The sequence below is a fragment of the Janthinobacterium aquaticum genome, assembly GCF_009208565.1.
Taxonomy (GTDB): domain Bacteria; phylum Pseudomonadota; class Gammaproteobacteria; order Burkholderiales; family Burkholderiaceae_D; genus Janthinobacterium.
The window spans coordinates 222,536-238,995 of record NZ_WFLK01000006.1 but is presented as its reverse complement, the minus strand read 5'-3'; the positions used below and the strand labels follow the sequence as shown (position 1 = coordinate 238,995).

General features: G+C 61.8%; 15 protein-coding genes. 14 read left to right on the top strand and 1 reads right to left on the bottom strand.

Going from position 1 to position 16,460, the window contains the following annotated elements:
• The first annotated feature begins 193 nt into the window (after positions 1–193).
• From GCM43_RS12185 to GCM43_RS12125, 13 genes are all read left to right on the top strand, one after another.
• A complete protein-coding gene (locus tag GCM43_RS12185) occupies positions 194–1,870 on the top strand; it encodes a sensor histidine kinase (protein ID WP_152244573.1) in 1,677 nt (558 codons plus the stop codon).
• Between the two features lie 30 nt (positions 1,871–1,900).
• A complete protein-coding gene (locus tag GCM43_RS12180; protein ID WP_226929457.1) occupies positions 1,901–2,593 on the top strand; it encodes a response regulator in 693 nt (230 codons plus the stop codon).
• Between the two features lie 296 nt (positions 2,594–2,889).
• On the top strand, positions 2,890–3,054 hold the full coding sequence (locus tag GCM43_RS12175; protein WP_152244571.1) for a Flp family type IVb pilin: 165 nt from the start codon (positions 2,890–2,892) through the stop codon (positions 3,052–3,054).
• A 96-nt stretch (positions 3,055–3,150) separates the two neighbouring features.
• A complete protein-coding gene (locus GCM43_RS12170) occupies positions 3,151–3,714 on the top strand; it encodes an A24 family peptidase (protein WP_152244569.1) in 564 nt (187 codons plus the stop codon).
• Positions 3,711–5,117, top strand: a complete 1,407-nt coding sequence (locus GCM43_RS12165; RefSeq protein WP_193315603.1) for an ATP-binding protein — start codon at positions 3,711–3,713, stop codon at positions 5,115–5,117. Before GCM43_RS12170 ends, GCM43_RS12165 begins: the two co-directional genes overlap by 4 nt.
• Positions 5,117–5,977, top strand: coding sequence for a Flp pilus assembly protein CpaB (cpaB, locus tag GCM43_RS12160; RefSeq protein ID WP_152244567.1), 861 nt, complete (start codon positions 5,117–5,119; stop codon positions 5,975–5,977). The genes GCM43_RS12165 and cpaB overlap by 1 nt, the downstream gene beginning before the upstream one ends.
• 19 nt (positions 5,978–5,996) lie before the next feature.
• Complete coding sequence (locus GCM43_RS12155; protein ID WP_152244565.1) at positions 5,997–7,484, top strand: type II and III secretion system protein family protein; 1,488 nt, start codon at positions 5,997–5,999, stop codon at positions 7,482–7,484.
• Positions 7,485–7,493: 9 nt separating this feature from the next.
• Positions 7,494–7,778: a hypothetical protein gene (locus GCM43_RS12150; RefSeq protein WP_152244563.1), complete on the top strand. Its 285-nt coding sequence runs from the start codon at positions 7,494–7,496 to the stop codon at positions 7,776–7,778.
• Positions 7,779–7,790: 12 nt separating this feature from the next.
• Positions 7,791–8,954, top strand: coding sequence for an AAA family ATPase (locus GCM43_RS12145; protein WP_152244561.1), 1,164 nt, complete (start codon positions 7,791–7,793; stop codon positions 8,952–8,954).
• Positions 8,955–9,026: 72 nt separating this feature from the next.
• Positions 9,027–10,340: a CpaF family protein gene (locus GCM43_RS12140; protein ID WP_226929467.1), complete on the top strand. Its 1,314-nt coding sequence runs from the start codon at positions 9,027–9,029 to the stop codon at positions 10,338–10,340.
• Positions 10,341–10,354: 14 nt separating this feature from the next.
• Complete coding sequence (locus tag GCM43_RS12135) at positions 10,355–11,332, top strand: type II secretion system F family protein (protein WP_152244557.1); 978 nt, start codon at positions 10,355–10,357, stop codon at positions 11,330–11,332.
• Positions 11,333–11,348: 16 nt separating this feature from the next.
• Positions 11,349–12,290: a type II secretion system F family protein gene (locus GCM43_RS12130; protein ID WP_226929456.1), complete on the top strand. Its 942-nt coding sequence runs from the start codon at positions 11,349–11,351 to the stop codon at positions 12,288–12,290.
• A gap of 100 nt (positions 12,291–12,390) precedes the next feature.
• A complete protein-coding gene (locus GCM43_RS12125; RefSeq protein ID WP_152244555.1) occupies positions 12,391–14,619 on the top strand; it encodes an Ig-like domain-containing protein in 2,229 nt (742 codons plus the stop codon).
• Positions 14,620–14,710: 91 nt separating this feature from the next.
• On the opposite strand, the gene GCM43_RS12120 is transcribed toward GCM43_RS12125, so the two are convergent.
• Complete coding sequence (locus tag GCM43_RS12120) at positions 14,711–15,490, bottom strand: inositol monophosphatase family protein (protein ID WP_152244709.1); 780 nt, start codon at positions 15,488–15,490, stop codon at positions 14,711–14,713.
• Positions 15,491–15,686: 196 nt separating this feature from the next.
• Between GCM43_RS12120 and GCM43_RS12115 the strand changes: the two genes are divergently transcribed.
• Positions 15,687–16,454 carry an RNA methyltransferase gene (locus GCM43_RS12115; RefSeq protein ID WP_152244553.1) on the top strand — a complete coding sequence of 256 codons (768 nt, stop codon included), beginning with the start codon at positions 15,687–15,689 and terminating at the stop codon, positions 16,452–16,454.
• Positions 16,455–16,460: the final 6 nt, after the last annotated feature.

Below are 16,460 nucleotides of genomic sequence, written 5' to 3'. Positions count from 1 at the left end.
GTTTTAAGTCAATTTAGCACCGATACTTACTACTTTTTCGATACTCTCAAGATAATAGTGTTGCATGTATGATATGGTCTGGTCGGGTGTGCACGCCACTGCAAGCGATTAAGATAGGCTATCGGGCATGGCTTTTCACGTTTTTCGTAGCAAGCCGGAAAACTGATTTTTTAAACAAGATGGATGATCATTTATGCTGCTGGCCCACCTACAATCGATCGAAGCAGGCAACACGCCTTCGACTGGCAATGCCGATGTCGCCATGATCTCGGGCATGCGCCTGCTGCTGTCCGTGACTGCCTTGCTGACTTGGTTTGTCAATCCTGGTCAGATCGGCGTGCCAGCCCATCTGACCTGGTCGGTATTGCTGCTGTATGTGCTGCATAGTGCGGTGCTGTTTATCCTGGCGCATTTCAATCAGCCTTTTTCGCATGGCAGGCTGATTTACTGGCTCGATGTCTGCTGGTCGGGTCTGTTGGTGTTTTGTACCGGCGGCAGCGAGAGCTATTTTTTTCCGTTTTTCTTCTTTGCCATTCTCACTTCGTCGTTCCAGCACGGGCTCGACACGGGTACACGCATTACGCTGGCCTCGTCGTTATTGCTCGGTGTCGCTTCGCTGTTTGGCGGCGGCCTGGTCGATCAGCCCGATTTGTTGCTGAGGGTGATCTTTGTGATGGCGCTCGGCTATATGTTTGCCTACTGGGGCGGCCTGGGCCTGCTGCAAAAACGCCGCCTGGCGCTGCTGCACGATATCAGCCAGCAGTCCAACCCACGCTTTGGCGTCGATCATACGCTCAATTCCATCCTGGAAAAGACCCGTCAGTTTTTCCATGCCAGTAGTTGCACCCTGATTATGCGCGGCACCGGCGAACAGTGGCTGCTGCGCACGGCCGTTGCCGGCACGCCAGCGCGCAGCACCATCATGGGGGCCGCTGCGGTGGCGCCGCTGATGGCTTTTGGCGCGCGCACCAGCGTGCTGTATGCGGCGTCGCCGCTGGCCAGGCTTGGGAGGGACGCCCGCTTGCAGTGTTTCGAGCAGGGCAGCTTGCGCTGGCAGCACCTGGACGGGGCGACCGGACAGACGGGAGCGGCGGTGGCCGAACTGCTCGATGGCGACAGTTACATCAGCGTGCCGCTGCCGCTGCGCGAAGGCGAGGGCCGTATTTACCTGGCCACCTCAAGCCAGCGCTATGCGCGCGCCGATACGCGCTTTTTGCTGCAGATCGTCTCGCAGGTGTTTCCCCTGATTGAAAATATCGAACTGGTCGACCGCCTGGCCTCGGGCGCCGCCTATCGCGAGCGGCAGAAAATTGCGCGCGATCTGCATGACACCACCATCCAGCCGTATATCGGCCTGCGCCATGGCTTGAGCGCACTGCGCAACAGCGCCGCGCCCGACAATCCGCTGATCGGCGAACTCGACAAGTTGATCGAGATGAGCGGCCAGGTCATCGGCGACCTGCGCCAGATGGCGCAGTCACTGCGCACCGGCGCCGCGCCCGAAGAAGCCGAACTGCTGCTGGCGTTGCGCCGCCAGGCCGAGCAGATACGCAAGTTCTTTGGTCTGGAAATCGATATCGTGGTGCAGGGCGAGCTCCATCTCAGCGACCGCTTGGCTGCTGAAGTGTTCCAGATCGTCAATGAAGGCATGAGCAATATCCGCAAGCACACCACGGCCCGCAGCGCGCGCATCGTGCTGGGCAAGCGCGCCGGCATGCTTCATATCGCGATGGAAAACGAACGCCAGGGCAGTGCAGCCAGTTTTCTGCCGGTCTCGATGGCCGAGCGTACGCAGGCGCTTGGTGGCACGCTCGAAGTGGGCAATACTGGCGGCGCCCTGACGGTCGTCTCGATTACTATTCCCGTGTAGGGTTTGCTTTAGTTAATAGGAGTGATGGGAATGCAGGACAATGCCATACGCGTCATGCTGGTTGACGATCACAAGACCATGCTGTGGGGCTTGGAAAAACTGCTGGCCGGCGCACAACCGGCCATGCGCGTGGTTGGCAGCGCCGGCGATATCGAAGCGGCGCTGGCGATGGCGGCCGACAAGCTGCCCGATGTGGTGCTGCTCGATATCGACCTGGGCGGCGTCAGTTCGGTTGACTTTTTGCCGGCGCTGCTCGCTGGCGGCGCTGCGCGCGCGCTGATGTTCAGCGGCACGCGCGACCAGGATGAATTATGCCGCGCCGTGCGCAGCGGCGCGCGCGGCGTGGTGGGCAAGGACGCGTCGGCTGAACAGCTGATTGCCGCCATCGCCAAGGTGCATTGCGGCGAAATGGTGCTCGAGCCGGCGCTGTTCGAGCGCATGCTGGGTACCATGATGCGCCCGGTGGCGCCGGTGGTACAGGATCCGCAGGCGGCCAGGGTAGCGGCGCAGATTGCGCAGCTGACACCCAAGGAGCGCAAGATTATCGCCATGATGGCCGAAGGCAATGGCGCACTGAACAAAACCATTGCCCAGCGCGCCTTTATTTCCGAGCAGACGCTGCGCAATCACCTGACCACGATTTACCAGAAGCTCGATGTGGCCAACCGGCTGGAACTGTATGTGTTTGCGGGCAAGCATGGCCTCGACAAGCTGCCGGATTAACCGGATCAGTACAAATGTACTGGCATGAAAAGGCGTTTTGTACTGGTGATTAAGTACTTTTGTTTGATGCAAATCAAAGGGGCCATCGGTAAGATACCTACATCAGCACTCGACAACAACAACGAGTCAGCCAGACTGATGGAACAGTCAAGGGGCAGAAACTTACCCCGCCGGCAACGCTGAATTGGTCATGTGCCTGTTCGCACGACATACCATTGCAAGGGTCCTTAAAGCTGATCCAATTCCTGAACGTGAACAAATAACCTTTTGTTAAACTAACTCTGAATGGATCTATCATGAACTTCATCAAAAATTTCATCGCCGAAGAAGATGGTGTTACCGCAATCGAATACGCACTGATCGCTGCCCTGGTCGCCGCTGTCCTGGTGACTGCAGTTGCCTCTTTGACGGGCGGTATCTCGGCTGCTTTCACGAAAATTGCTGGCTACTTCCCCAAGTAAATCAGGCAGGTGCGCCTCGCGGCGCGCAATGAGTGGTCCGGCCAGCTTTAACGGCACCGGGCCATTTTTTATGTCGCCTTGACTTGCGGGTATCTCATGAACGAGTCGTTTTTTGCTGGCCCGCTGGTGCTCTTGCTGGCTTTGCTGCTGGTGCTGGCCGTCTGGCATGATGTGCGCAGCCGCCGTATTCCCAACTGGCTCGTTGCGATCGCGGCGTTGATTGGCGTGGCGCTCAATGCGTCTGCCTTGCCTGGGGCGATAGGACTGTGGCCGGCAGTGGGTGGTTGGGCGTTGGGCCTGACACTGCTGATGCCGATGTATGCGCTCAAGACGCTGGGCGCCGGCGATGTCAAGCTGATGGCCGCCATTGGCGCCATCGTTGGCCCGCAGGCAGTGCTCGGTGCCGTGCTGGCCAGCCTGCTGGCCGGCGGTGTGCTGGCGCTGGTCGTCAGCGCGTGGCATGGCAGCCTGCGCCAGATGACAGGCAACACCTGTCAACTGCTGCTGGGCAGCCTGATGCGCGGCATTTCCCGCCAGCGCCCCGATATCGATGCACCTGCCGCACCGAGCGGCAAGCTGCCGTATGCGATTGCAATTGCCGCCGGCACCATTATCTATCTTGCGCTGTTGCGGGCAGGCGTATTGCCGGAGCTGTTTTGAGCTCCGCTATTGATACCGGGCCGGCCGGCCTGCGCGCGCCGCGCAGCGTCGACGACACCGGTTTGCCCTTCCTGTTCCTGGTCGATTTGCTGGCCAAGGTGCTGTTCCAGCGCGGCCAGCTGCCACTGCCCGAACTGAGTGCCCATCTCAAGCTGGGGCCCGGCGTGATCGAGCCGCTGGTGGCCTTTATGCGCCAGGAGAAAATGCTGGAAGTGACGCGCCGCGGCGGCAGCGGCACCGACGCCGACCTCCATTATCAACTGAGCGAGAGCGGCGGCGCGCGCGCCGTGGCGGCGATGGCGCGCAATGCCTATGCGGGACCGTGTCCGGTGCCGCTGGCTGCCTACAACGCCCAGGTAGCGGCGCAAAGCGCTGCCAGTACACCGGTCACGCGCGCGGCGCTGCTGCGCCATTTCGACGGCGTGGTGATCGATCCGCAAGTGATGAATCAGCTGGGTGCTGCCATGAATTCGGGCCGCGCTATCCTGCTGCACGGGGCCGCCGGCAGCGGCAAGAGCTACCTGGCCGAGCGCCTCGGCGGCCTGCAGGGCGGCACTATTGCCGTGCCGTATGCGCTGATGGTCGACGGTGAAGTGCTGCCGGTTTACGATCCGCTGGTGCACCAGGCGCTGCCAGAGCCGGTCAGTGCCAGCGCGGCCTCCTCGTTGCTGACGCTCCAGCCACTCCAGCCACTCGATATGCGCTGGGTACGCGGCCTGCGCCGCCCGAGCGTGCTGAGCGGCGGCGAGCTGACGCTCGAGATGCTCGACTTGCGTTTCGATAGCGTAACCAGGCTGTATCGTACCCCGCAGCATCTTAAGGCGAACAACGGTCTTTTCATCATCGACGATCTGGGGCGCCAGCGTTGTTCCGCACTGGAACTGATGAACCGCTGGATCGTGCCGATGGATCGTGCATCGGACTATTTGTCATTGCATAATGGACACACCTTTCAGGTGCCGTTCGATGTGCAGGTGGTGTTTTCCTCGAACTTCCTGCCAGAGCGCTTGTCGGATGCGGCTTTCCTGCGCCGTATCGGCTACAAGATCGAGGTGCCGGCGCTCGATACAGCGCGCTATGAGCAGGTGTTTCGCCAGGCTTGCACGGCCTGCGGGGTGCAGTTCGACGCGACCGTTTTCGAGGCATTGCTGCAGCGGCACGCGCGCCAGAACACGCCGCTGCTGGCGTGCTACCCGCGCGACCTGTTGCGCCAGGTGCGCGATCTCGCACGATACGAAGGTGTGGCGCCAGTCCTGAACCTGGACATGCTAGATTGGGCCTGGGAAAATTATTTTGCTGATGAGCACAAGCGCGGCAAGCCGGAAGCACTGGCAGAGGCGCCGCACGAGCGGCTGTCGCAGCGGCGCGGCCACACCCTGTTGCCCACGTCGGAGGAGAATTGATGAGAAATACGCGTGCCCTGATGATGTTGTTGCTGGCCCTGGTGCTGGCCGGCGCGGCCGTGCTGGTAGCGGCGCGCTGGATGGGCGGGCAAACCGGCGCCTCGAACAAGAAGGTAGCGGTGGCGCTGGTCGACATCCATGTCGGCGTCAAGATCACCCCGGAAATGCTGCGCCTGATCGACTGGCCGGCGTCCGAACTGCCGCCGGGCGCCACCGGCGATGAAAAAACGCTGGTCGGGCGCATTACGCGGGCACTCGTCAGCGTCGGCGAACCGGTGCTCGACAGCCATCTGGCGCCGCCCGGCGCCACCGGCGGCCTGTCGTCCATCGTGGCCGACGGCAAGCGCGCCATGACGGTGCGCGTCAATGACGTGGTGGGCGTGGCCGGCTTTGCGCTGCCAGGCAATTTTGTCGACATCCTGGTCAATACCGACGACAGCGCGCGCGGCGGTGGCGGTGGCCAGGCCATTTCCAAGATCGTGCTTGAACGCATATTGGTGCTGGCCGTTGCGCAGGAATCGAGCCGCGATGACAACAAGCCCAAGGTGGTCAACGCGGTGACGCTGGAACTGTCGCCCGAGCAGGTGGAAAAGCTCGACCTGGCGCGCAGCGTGGGCCAGCTGTCGCTGGTGCTGCGCAATCAGGTCGATCCGGCGCCGGTCAACACCAGCGGCGCCACCAAGGCCACCTTGCTGGGCCTGCCTGAACCGGCGCCGGTGGCCGTCGCCCCGGCCGCCGCGCCGGCAGCGCCACGCGCGCCTGCCAGGCAGCTGGCGCCGCGCCCCGCCGCGCCCAAGGCGCCGGATGGCGACAGCGTCAAGGTCATCAAGGGCATGGACAGCAGCGTCCAGCATTTCTAAATCTCGCCAGGAAGAGTCGATGAGCATGATTTTTCGCACCGTTGTACCTGCAAGCCTGTTGTTGCTATTGTGTAGCCCGGCCGCCGTACAGGCCGCCCCGCCAGCGCCGGCAACCGAGGCGCCGCTGGCGCTGGGCGCCGATATCCCCCGCCTGGGCGCGCCGATCCGCATTGCGGTGGGCAAGTCCACCCTGCGCAGCCTGAGCAAACCGGTCTCGCAGATTGCCGTCAACGATCCGAAAGTGGCCGGTGCGCGCATGCTCGGCAGCGCCAGCGAACTGTATGTGTGGGGCGTGGCGCCCGGCAGCACCAATCTGATTTTATGGGACAAGCAGCAGCGCCCGGTGATTGTCGATATCGAAGTCGATGTCGATGCCGATGGCCTGCAGGCGCAGCTGGCCGCTTCCTTTCCCGGCGAGACGGCGGTCAAGGCCACCGCGGCCGGTGGCGCTATCGTGTTGTCGGGCATGGTCAGCGATAGCGTCAAGGCCAGCCAGATCGTGGCAATGGCCAGTGCCTATGCGCAGCGCGGCCTCGGTGAAGCTGCTGCTACCACCTCCGCTACCGCCGCTGCGCCAGCAACTGTGGCCGCGCCCACTGCCGCCGCGCTGCCCTCGGCTACCGCAAGCGTCAAGGTAATCAATATGCTGTCGGTGGCCGCACCGCAGCAGGTCATGCTGGAAGTAAAAATTGCCGAAGTCTCCAAAACCCTGGTCGACCAGCTCGGTGCCAGCATCGGTGCGCGCGCCACTGGCGGCAACTGGACTTACACCTTGCTGTCGAACCTGCTGTCGGGCAACCCCAGCGTGGTGGACGGTTTTAACGGCAAGAACGGCAACTTCCTGACGCTGGACGCGCAAAAACGCGACGGTCTGGTCAAGGTGCTGGCCGAGCCGAACATTATGGCCATCAGCGGCCAGGAAGCCAGTTTTCTCGCAGGCGGCAAGATCTTTATTCCGGTAGCGCAGGACAGCAGCAGCGGCACCAATAAGATCACGCTGGAAGAAAAGGAATTCGGCATAGCCGTGAAATTCACGCCGACCGTGCTCGAAGGCGGGCGCATCAATCTGAAGGTGGCGCCGGAAGTGTCGGAACTGAACCGCGAAGGCATCGGCATTACCGCCAGCGGCACCACCGGCAGCGCGGTATTGCCGGCCTTTACCACGCGCCGCGCCACCACCACGGTACAGCTGTTCGACGGCCAGAGCTTTGCCGTCGGCGGTCTGATCAAGAATAACGTCACCACCAATATCAAGGCGCTGCCGTTCCTGGGCGAGATCCCGGTGCTGGGGGCCTTGTTTCGCAGCAGCGACTTCCAGACCGACCGCACCGAACTGGTGTTCGTGATTACCCCGCATCTGGTCAAGCCGCTGGAAAGCAACTTCCCGCTGCCGACCGATGCCTACGTGCCGCCGTCGCGCGCGCAATTTTTCTTGCAAGGCAAAATGGAAGGCACGCCGCCTGCCCAGTCGGCGCCGGTTGCTCCTTCCGCGCCGCCCGTGAAATAGGAGAGCGCCATGCTGAAATTTCCCTTGAATCGCGCTGCTGCCTGCTTGCTGGGTCTGGCTGTTTTGCTGGCCGGTTGCGGCACCACGCCGCGCCTGGACCGGCAGTTCGGCAGCAGCGTGGCTGCCTTGCGCGTGCAGCAAAGCGTGCATGCAAACGCGCCGCTCAACCGCGATCCGGTTGCGGGCATGGACGGCCAGGCCGCCAGCGCGGCTTATGACAGCTATCAGAAATCGTTCAGTGCGCCGACGCCGCAGCCGGCCGCTTTTACCATCGGCGTGGGCACGCGCCCTTGAATCGGATCCCAATTGAAAATCACCATCATCTCGCGTGACGACCCGACACTGACCGAACTGGTGCGCCTGGTACGCGCGCGCAATGCCGACGATGAGGTCGAAGCGAGCGCCGGCCCGGTCGAGCAGCTCTATTCGGCGCAGCAACTGCCGGACGTGCTTATTTTTGACCGGCCCGGCCAGGAAGGCGCCGATCTGGCCGCCATCGAGCGCCTGTCGGGCCTGTATCCGCAACTGGCCTTTATTGCCCTGTGTCCGCAGCAAACGCCGGAGTTTCTGCTGCAGGCCATGCGCGCCGGCGTGCGCGAAGTGCTGCCGGCGCCGGTGACAGCGCCAGCTCTGCACACATCGCTCGACCGTATCGCCGAAAAACTGGAACGCCGCAGCAGCGGTGACGGCAATGGCAAGGTGCTGGCGTTTATCTCGTGCAAGGGCGGCAGCGGCGCGACCTTTATCGCCACCAACCTCGGCTATGCGCTCGCTGCCGGCGGGCACAAGCGCGTGCTGCTGATCGACATGAACCTGCATTTCGGCGACGCCTCGCTGTTTGTCTCGGAAAGCAAGCCGCTGGCCACGCTGTCGGATGTGGCGCACCAGATCCACCGGCTCGATCCGTCGTTTCTGTCGTCAAGCACGCTCAGCATCCTGCCCAATTACAGCGTGCTGGCCGCGCCCGAAGACCCGGCCCACGCCAGCGAGGTGCTGCCCGAGCATATTGACGCCATTATCAAGCTGGCGCGCCGCCAATATGATTTCATTGTGCTTGACGTGGGCCGCAACCTCGACGCCGTCAGCGTGCGCACGCTCGACCATGCCGACATGATCTTCCCGATCCTGCAGACCACGCTGCCGTATATCCGCGATGGCAAGCGCCTGCTGGGCATGTTCCGCTCGCTCGAATACGACAAGGACAAGGTGCACTTGATCGTCAACCGCCACGACAAGGGCGGCGAAATCCGCCTGCAGGATCTGGAAGCGGCGTACGGCACGGCAATCTACCGTACCGTGCCCAATCACTACGCGTCGGCCGCCGCCTCGGTCAACCAGGGCGTGCCGATCCTGAAGCTCGACCAGGCCAGCCCGATCACGCGTTCGCTGCGCGAATTTGCCGCGGTACTGTCGGGCCATGTGGAACCGGTGCGCAAAAGCTGGCTGGACCGGCTGCGCCAGCGCGACTAAGTTACTGAAGAACAGGATTTCATCATGGTGACTACACCTTTATCCATCCGCGATCGCCTTGGCAGCGGCAAGATGGCCAGCCTGACGCCGCAGCGCACGCCGGCCATCGACAACCGCGGCTATCGCGATTTGAAACTGCGCATCCACGGCCTGCTGCTGGAACGCATCGATCTGGAAAGCATGCAGCGCCTCTCGCAGGAGCAGATCCGCGACGAACTGCGCAGCCTGGTCGAGCGCCTGCTCGATGAAGAAGCGGTGGTCATCAACGACAGCGAGCGCAAGAGCCTGACGCGCGATATCCAGAACGAGATGCTCGGTTTCGGGCCGCTTGAAACGCTGCTGGCCGACCCGTCGGTGTCCGATATCCTGGTCAACGGCCACAAGCAGGTGTATGTCGAGCGGCGCGGCAAGCTCGAGCTGACCGACGTGGCCTTCAACGACGACGCGCATCTGATGAAAATCATCGACAAGATCGTCTCGCGCGTGGGTCGGCGCATCGACGAATCGAGCCCGATGGTCGATGCACGCTTGCCGGACGGCTCGCGCGTGAATGCCATTATCCCGCCGCTGGCGATCGACGGGCCGGTGATGTCGATCCGGCGTTTTTCGGTCGATCCGCTGCGCCTGGCCGACCTGGTGGCCTACAACAGCATGACGGCCGAGATGGCCGAGGTACTGCAGGGCCTCGGCAAGGCCAAGATGAATATCCTGATCTCGGGCGGCACCGGCAGCGGCAAGACCACCATGTTGAATGTGATCTCGGGCTTTATCGGCCACACCGAACGGGTGGTCACGGTGGAAGACGCGGCCGAACTGCAGCTGCAGCAGCCGCATGTGGTGCGGCTTGAAACGCGCCCGCCCAATATCGAGGGCAAGGGGGAAGTATCGCAGCGCGCGCTGGTCAGAAATGCGCTGCGCATGCGCCCGGACCGCATTATCCTGGGCGAGGTGCGCGGCGCCGAGGCGCTCGATATGCTCGGTGCCATGAACACCGGCCACGAAGGCTCGATGGCGACCATCCACGCCAATACGCCGCGCGACGCCATTACGCGGCTGGAAAACATGATCAGCATGGCGGCGGCCAACCTGCCGAGCAAGGCGATCCGCCAGCAGATCGCCTCGGCCGTATCGGTGGTGGTGCAGGTATCGCGCCTGATCGACGGCAAGCGCAAGGTCACCTCGATCATGGAAATCACGGGCATGGAAGGCGAAGTGATCACCATGCAGGAGATCTTCAGCTTCAAGCAGACCGGGGTGGGCGAGGGCGGTGCGGTAGTCGGGCATTTCTCTGCCAGCGGTATCCGTCCCCGTTTCCTGGAACGCCTGAACAGCTTTGGCATCGGCGTGTCGAGTTCGTTGTTCGAGCCGACCGGCAGCGGGCGCTGAACACAGGCATGGACATGCTCGATCTTTCCTACCTCGTCTATTCGCTGGTGTTCCTGGCCGTGCTGCTGCTGTGCGGCGGCGCCTGGCTGGCCTGGCAGGCCGCGCGCGGCCCTGGTGCGGCGCGCGTGGCGCGGCGTTTGCGCGCCATGCAGACGGCCAGCGGCGAGAGCGAGAAGGCGGTCTCGATTACCAAGGATCGCCCGCTGAGCGACAATCCGGTGCTGCAGGGGCTGCTGGCCGACTTGCCGGGTGTGCAGAAGATCGACCAGGTGCTGCTGCAGTCGGGCAAGCACTGGAAAGTCGCCACCTTCCTCGGCTGGTCCAGCGTGGGCTGGATGATCGGCCTGCTGCTGGCCAGCGTACTGCCGCTGCCGTGGTTTTTCCGGCTGGGGCTGATGCTGGCCGGCACGGCGCTGCCGTATCTGCTGGTGCTGCGCGCCAAGGCCAAACGGCTGGTGCGTATCGAACAGCAACTGCCCGAAGCGCTCGATCTGATGGCGCGCGCCATGCGCGCCGGCCATGCTTTTCCCACGGCGTTGAAGATGGTGGGCGAAGAAATGACGGCGCCGCTGGCCGAGGAATTTCGCACCGTGTTCGATGAAGTCAATTTTGGCGTGGCCATGTCGGATGCGCTGATGAACCTGGCCGCGCGCGTGCCCAGTACCGATCTGCGCTACTTCGTCATTGCCGTGCTGATCCAGCGTGAAACGGGCGGCAATCTGACCGAACTGCTGGCCAGCATCAGTGCGATTATCCGCGACCGCTTGAAGCTGCTGGGCCAGGTACGCGTGATGTCGGCTGAAGGGCGCATGTCGGCCTGGGTACTGGGCCTGCTGCCGTTTGGCGCAGCGCTGATGATGTATGTGATGAATCCGCAATTTATCGCCGTGCTCTATACCGATTCGGGCGGACGCAAGATGGTGGGCGTGGCCATGGGCTTGCTGGTGATTGGCGTGCTGGTGATCCGCAAGATCATCAATATCCGCGTATGACAGGAGGGGAGCGAGCATGAACGGCATGAATCCGATGCAACTGGCCCTGCTGGCCGTCTTTTTCCTGATCGTCTTTGGCGTGATCCTGGTGCTGCTGCGCCTGTTTGCCGGCAGCCCGGTGCAGGAGCGGCTCGACGCGCTCGATGGCGTCAAGGTCGATGTCGACAAGCGGCGCAATGCCAAGCGGCGCTGGCTGGCGCGCGTGATCAGTCTGACCAGTCCGCTGGCCAGACTGTCGCTGCCCGAGGAAGGCTGGGAGAATTCGCCGATCCGCAAGCGCTTTATCAACGCCGGCTGGCGCGGCCATTCGGCGCCGGCGCTGTATTACGCGGCCAAAACCGGCCTGTTTCTGGGGCTGCCGCTGATTACCTACTTCACTTTGCGTCATGGCCAGCACAATATGCTGCTGTGGCTGGTGTCTGCCGCCGCTCTTGGTTACTACCTGCCCAATCTGTGGCTCTCGCGCAGCCTCAAGCAGCGCCAGCGTGAAGTATTTGAAACTTTCCCCGACGCCCTCGACCTGATGACGGTGTGCGTGGAAGCGGGCCTGGCAATGGATGCGGCACTGGCGCGCGTGGCGCAGGAAATCGGCCTGAAAAGTGAGGTGCTGGCCGAGGAATTGCAACTGGTCACGCTGGAATTGCGCGCCGGCAGCGCCAAGGACAAGGCGCTGCGCAACCTGGCCCTGCGTACCGGCGTGGAAGACGTCGATGCACTGGTCACGCTGCTGATCCAGGCCGAGCGCTTCGGCACCAGCATCGGCGCGTCCCTGCGCGTGCAGTCCGACCAGCTGCGCACCAAGCGGCGCCAGCGCGCCGAGGAGCGGGCTGCCAAGGTGGCGCTCAAACTGCTGTTTCCACTGATCTTCTTTATTTTCCCGTCGCTGATGGTGGTGCTGATGGGACCGGCTTTCCTGCAGATTTACCGCGTGCTGTTGCCTGCGATGAGCGGCAATTGAGGATGCTTAGGCCACGCAGTGGTTTGAAAAAAGCCTGTCAGTCAGTGCCGGATGGGGTTGAAACGCACAGTATTTAAAATATTCATACAGGGAGAAGTGCATGTTTGAAACAACAAGAAATAACCGGCCGGTACATCTGGCGCATTACCTTGCCGCTTGCAGCGCTGCCGTGCTGCTGGCCGGATGTGGCGGCGGCGGTACCAGCAGCAATGGCTGCACCACGCTCGACCCGAGCCGCGATCCCAGTCTGCCTGGCTGCGCGGCGCCGGTCACGCCGGTTACGCCGCCAGTGACGCCGGTGGCACTGCCTACGTTGGTACTGAGCCTGAAGGGCGCTGATGGCAATGCCACCACCAAGGTCGGTCCCGATGCCAATGCGACGCTGCAGGCACTGGTCAAGGATGCCAGCGGTAAAATTTTACCTGGCGTGTTGCTCAGCGTGACCAGCAGCGACAAGGGCGCCGTATTTACGCCGGGCGCTGCCAGTGCCCTGACGGACGCGAATGGCGTAGCGACCATTACTGTCGCACCAGGCAGCCAGAGCGGCGCTTTTGTGCTGACCGCCTCGGCTACGGTCAATGGTACGGCCTTGACCGCAACGACCAATTACAGCGTCGAGTTCCCTGCGCTGACCATGAGTGCGATGGGTATTTCGCCAGCCAGTCTGTCAGCCAGCGGTACGGCAGGCCTGGCCGTTACCGTGCTTAATGGAACGGCCTACGCACCGGTGCTGTCGGTTGCATTCAGTTCGCCGTGCTCGATCGCTGGCAAAGCCACGATCAGCAGCCCGGTCAACACGGTCAATGGTGTAGCCAGCACCTCGTATATCGACAAAGGCTGCGGCGCGGCCGACGTGATTACTGCTAGCACCTTATTCCATGGCAATACGATCAGCCAGACCGGCACGGTGACGGTGCAGGCAGCCAGTGCCGGCCAGATCGCGTTTGTTTCGGCACTGCCACAAAATATTGCGCTCAAAGGTACCGGCGGTGCCGGCCGGCAGGAAACCTCGCTGGTCTCGTTCAAGGTGCTTGATCGTAATGGCAATCCAGTCAGTGGCCAATTGGTCGACTTCAGCCTGAACAGCAACGCAGGCGGGCTGGTGATCAATCCGATACAGGCCACCACCGGCACGGATGGTTCTGTCAGTACCACAGTTGCTGCCGGCACGGTAAATACTCCTGTGCGTATTACCGCCGTATTGCGCGGCACCAGCCTGACGACGCAGTCTGATCAGCTGGTAGTGTCGACCGGCCTGGGCGAGCAGAACAGCTTTACGCTCAGTAGTGCAACATTCAATACCGAAGGCGGCGATTTTGCCGGTTGTGCAGCGCCCGTCGGTTCGCTCATCACGGCACGCCTGGGCGATCATTTCCATAATCCGGTACCGGACGGCACGGCAGTGAGCTTTACGGCTGAAGGCGGCACCATCGACGCGTCCTGCCTGACTGGGCTCGACAATACCACGCTTACCGATGGCACGGTGATTACGCAAAAAGGCACGCCGGGTTCGTGCTCGGTGCGCTTTTGTGCCGGCAATCCAAAGCCCGCCGATGGCCGTGTGACGATCATGGCCTATGCGCTTGGCGAAGAAAGCTTTGTCGATGCCAACGGTAACAACCGCTTTGACGCTGGCGAGCAGTACACTGAACTCGGTGAGCCGTTCCGCAATGACCGCGCCATCACCAGTGCCAACGCCAACTATATCGATGATGCTTATAGCGTTGGTAACACGGTACGCGTGGGCAATGAAATGTATATCGATTCCAACGGCAATGGTCATTGGGATCAGGCTGGTGATGGTCAGTACAATGGCGTGCTGCGGGCGCAGACCAGTGTCAATAGCTCGCCTGTCAACACTGTGCATATCCGCCAGTCCCTGGTGCAGGTGTTGTCGCTGAGTACGGCGAACATCACGCCACTCGATGCTGTGCCGGTGGCACTTGACCAGTGTGTCAATGGTGCAGTATTTGAAAACAAGCCGCGTACCTTGCGCCTTGCCATTCGCGACACCAATGGAACGCTGTTCGCCATTAACAGCGCCAATGCAACTGGTTTGCCCGATCTTCCAGGCAATCCGCTGCCGGCTGGAACTGTGATCACTTTTACGACAACCAACGGCACCATCATCAGCGGTAGCAGTTTCACGGTACCCAATACGTCCAATCCTTCGGCAGCTGGCTGGATTTATCCGGTGCAGATGATCAGCGATGTGACGCAGGTGGGCACCGTCTGCCAGCCTAACACGGTGCGCAACGGACTGTTGAGTGTATCGGTACGCACGCCATCAGGTATTGTTACGAACGCAAGCTATGGGGTCAGCGACTGATAATTTGTTGCTTCTTTTGTAGCCTGTCGGTTTGATCCGGCAGGCATAAAAAAACCGGCCAGCTGGCCGGTTTTTGCTGTGCAAGACCGTTTTATGCAAAGGGTTTCAGCAACGCGACCATCTGGCCAAACACTTTCGGGCTGGCGGCAATCACGTCGCCCTTGTACAGGTAGTCAGACTCGCCCGAAAATTCGCCGACGATGCCGCCCGACTCGGTGATCATCAGGGCGCCGGCGGCGATATCCCAAGGCTTCAGGCCTTTCTGATAGTAGCCGTCCAGGCGGCCGCAGGCCACGTTGGCCAGGTCCAGCGCGGCCGAGCCGGCGCTGCGCACGCCCTGGCTGCGTTCGCCCATGATGGCGTACATTTTCAGGTATTCATCGAGTGCGCGCGGGCCGGCGCCGTGGCCGGTGCCCAGCATGGCGTTGGCAACACGGTCGAGCTTGGTGACGCGGATGCGTTTTTCGTTCAGGAAGGCACCGGCGCCTTTGCTGGCGGTAAACAGGTCATTGCGCACGGGATCGTAGATCACCGCTTGCGTGATCACGCCGCGCTGGGCCAGCGCGATCGAGATGCAGTATTGTGGGAAACCGTGGATAAAGTTCATGGTGCCATCGATCGGGTCGATGATCCACTGGAATTCATTCTCGTCATGGCTGTTGGCGGAAGCGCCCGACTCTTCGCCCAGGAAGGCGTGGTCAGGGTAGGCTTTGGACAGCACCTCAATGATGGCTTGTTCGGCCGCCTGATCGACATCGGTGACGAAGTCGTTATGTTGTTTTTCCGTAACGACGATGCGGTCGACGTCGAAAGAAGCGCGGTTGATGACGGTCGCGGCGCGGCGGGCGGCCTTGATGGCCGTATTGAGCATTGGGTGCATATCAGTTTTCCGTTAAAAGCACGCGAGCGCCCATCGTACCGATTTGTACTGGAGCGCGAGACGAGCAAGAATGAATTAAAGAGCGGGGCGGTGCCGAACTGGTTAAAATCCGGGGCTGGCGTCAGCGTTGTGTGACGTCGTGCCCAACATTTCCTTGTATCGATACCGCGCAATGGCGCTATTTTAAATGAATCTGCCCGAAATCAACACGTCTCTTTTCAAACGCCTGCGATTTATCCTTGTCGAGACCAGCCGCGCCGGCAATATCGGCGCGGTGGCGCGGGCCATGAAAACCATGGGTTTTTCCGACCTGGTGCTGGTTAATCCGCGCTTTGCCGATGCCGTGAGCGATCCGGAAGCGGTGGCCTTTGCCAGCGGCGCGCAGGATATTCTGGCCAATGCGCGCATTGTCGGCTCGATCGCCGAAGCGCTGGAAGGGTGCAATTATGCGGCCGCCGTCTCGGCCCGGCTGCGCGAATTTTCGCCGCCGGTCACCACCCCGCGCGCGATTGCCGGACAGCTTGCCGCCAGCAGCGAGCTGCATGCGGCCGTGATTTTTGGCAATGAGCGCTTCGGCCTGCCCAACGAGATCGTGGCGCAATGCAACGTATTGATCAATATTCCCGCCAATGCCGAGTATTCTTCGCTCAACCTGTCGCAGGCGGCGCAGGTGGTCGCTTACGAATGCCGCATGGCGGCGCTTGATGCGGCACCGGTGGCGCAAATGACCAGCGCCATCGGTTTCCAGGGCGAGGCGGCCAGCCTGGCGCAGATCGATGGCATGTACGATCATCTGCAGCAGGCACTGGTGGCCGTCGGGTTTCTTGACGCCGACAATCCGAAAAAGCTGATGCCGCGCCTGCGCCGGCTGTTTTCGCGTACCGGCCTGGAAACGGAAGAGGTCAATATCGTGCGCGGGATTGCGCGCCATATTCTGGCCGCCAACAAAAAATAGGAAGGT

What these genes read in the sequence shown, in the direction of transcription:
- GCM43_RS12170 (WP_152244569.1), top strand. Translation starts at nt 3,151, where the DNA reads ATGAACGAGTCGTTTTTTGCTGGCCCGCTGGTGCTCTTGCTGGCTTTG.
- GCM43_RS12180 (WP_226929457.1), top strand. Translation starts at nt 1,901, where the DNA reads ATGCAGGACAATGCCATACGCGTCATGCTGGTTGACGATCACAAGACC.
- GCM43_RS12150 (WP_152244563.1), top strand. Translation starts at nt 7,494, where the DNA reads ATGCTGAAATTTCCCTTGAATCGCGCTGCTGCCTGCTTGCTGGGTCTG.
- GCM43_RS12135 (WP_152244557.1), top strand. Translation starts at nt 10,355, where the DNA reads ATGCTCGATCTTTCCTACCTCGTCTATTCGCTGGTGTTCCTGGCCGTG.
- GCM43_RS12155 (WP_152244565.1), top strand. Translation starts at nt 5,997, where the DNA reads ATGAGCATGATTTTTCGCACCGTTGTACCTGCAAGCCTGTTGTTGCTA.
- cpaB (WP_152244567.1), top strand. Translation starts at nt 5,117, where the DNA reads ATGAGAAATACGCGTGCCCTGATGATGTTGTTGCTGGCCCTGGTGCTG.
- GCM43_RS12175 (WP_152244571.1), top strand. Translation starts at nt 2,890, where the DNA reads ATGAACTTCATCAAAAATTTCATCGCCGAAGAAGATGGTGTTACCGCA.
- GCM43_RS12125 (WP_152244555.1), top strand. Translation starts at nt 12,391, where the DNA reads ATGTTTGAAACAACAAGAAATAACCGGCCGGTACATCTGGCGCATTAC.
- GCM43_RS12120 (WP_152244709.1), bottom strand. Translation starts at nt 15,490, where the DNA reads ATGCTCAATACGGCCATCAAGGCCGCCCGCCGCGCCGCGACCGTCATC.
- GCM43_RS12115 (WP_152244553.1), top strand. Translation starts at nt 15,687, where the DNA reads ATGAATCTGCCCGAAATCAACACGTCTCTTTTCAAACGCCTGCGATTT.
- GCM43_RS12185 (WP_152244573.1), top strand. Translation starts at nt 194, where the DNA reads ATGCTGCTGGCCCACCTACAATCGATCGAAGCAGGCAACACGCCTTCG.
- GCM43_RS12140 (WP_226929467.1), top strand. Translation starts at nt 9,027, where the DNA reads ATGGCCAGCCTGACGCCGCAGCGCACGCCGGCCATCGACAACCGCGGC.
- GCM43_RS12130 (WP_226929456.1), top strand. Translation starts at nt 11,349, where the DNA reads ATGAACGGCATGAATCCGATGCAACTGGCCCTGCTGGCCGTCTTTTTC.